Origin of the sequence: Halioxenophilus sp. WMMB6 (genome assembly GCF_033283405.1) — a bacterium.
In the GTDB taxonomy this organism is placed as follows: domain Bacteria; phylum Pseudomonadota; class Gammaproteobacteria; order Pseudomonadales; family Cellvibrionaceae; genus Halioxenophilus.
This window is the reverse complement of record NZ_JAWMQR010000030.1, coordinates 1-1,053: the sequence shown is the minus strand read 5'-3', so window position 1 is coordinate 1,053 and position 1,053 is coordinate 1. Positions and strand designations below refer to the sequence as shown.

Annotated in this window: 1 protein-coding gene; it reads left to right on the top strand. The window is 44.7% G+C overall.

The window, feature by feature from the left end:
- The first annotated feature begins 77 nt into the window (after window positions 1-77).
- Window positions 78-1,046 carry an IS30 family transposase gene (locus tag SBL51_RS23210; protein ID WP_317933587.1) on the top strand — a complete coding sequence of 323 codons (969 nt, stop codon included), beginning with the start codon at window positions 78-80 and terminating at the stop codon, window positions 1,044-1,046.
- Window positions 1,047-1,053 lie beyond the last annotated feature (7 nt).

Below are 1,053 nucleotides of genomic sequence, written 5' to 3'. Positions count from 1 at the left end.
TCCGATTTCTAAAATCAAGTGCACCACCTTATCCTGTAGCTTTGTAATCAACTGGTCTTATACAGCGGAACTACTTTATGAGCTACAAACACCTTACCTATTCAGAAAGAACCCTAATCAAAGACTGGATGAACAAGGGGCATAGCTACCGCGAGATTGGACGGCGTCTCAATCGGTCTCACACCACCATCTCGCGTGAGATCAAGCGAAACCTTTGGTGTGGCGAACATTATTACCTCCGTAGCGCACAGGAATTCTATGAGGCCAGAATGAAAAATCGTGCACAACGGTTTCGCCTGAAAACACCCCAAACTCGCACATATGTCATCGAAAAATTGAATCAAGGTTGGAGTCCTGAAATCATATCCGGCCGGCTACGAGAGTTCGACCCTGAAAACTATGTTTGCCACGAAGCTATTTATCAGTTTATCTATATCGAGACTCCCGAATTAACAGAAACATTAGCCAGGAAACACATTCAGCGTCGCAAAAAATACCCTTACCGAAAACCCAAAGAACGCATAAAAAACCGTACTCCAATCAGCCTAAGGCCCGCTGATGTAGATTCCCGTGAATCCATTGGTCACTGGGAAAGCGACACAATTGTAGGCGGTGATCGCAAGTCAGGATTGAATGTTATTGTCGAGCGAAACACTCGTCTGACTAACATCTCTTTTATGCCCAACAAGTCAGCGGAGCAAACTAAAAAGTCGATTATCCGCCGACTGGCCAATCACCCAGAACATCTGGTTACCTCAATTACCTATGACAACGGATCAGAAAATGTTTTTCACCAAGACATCAACGAAGCGCTCAATGTACAGTCCTATTTCTGTGAGCCATATCATAGCTGGGAAAAAGGCTCAGTCGAACAGGTGAATGGTTTAATTCGCCGTTTCTTTCCAAAGGGAACAGACTTTAGCTCAATCCCTGTATCCGAAATCAATCGCGTCGAAAAATTACTCAACAACCGCCCCAGAAAGTGCTTAAATTATCGAACACCCTATGAAGTCTACAGAGAGGCCCGTGGTGCACTTACTGATTGAATCTGGC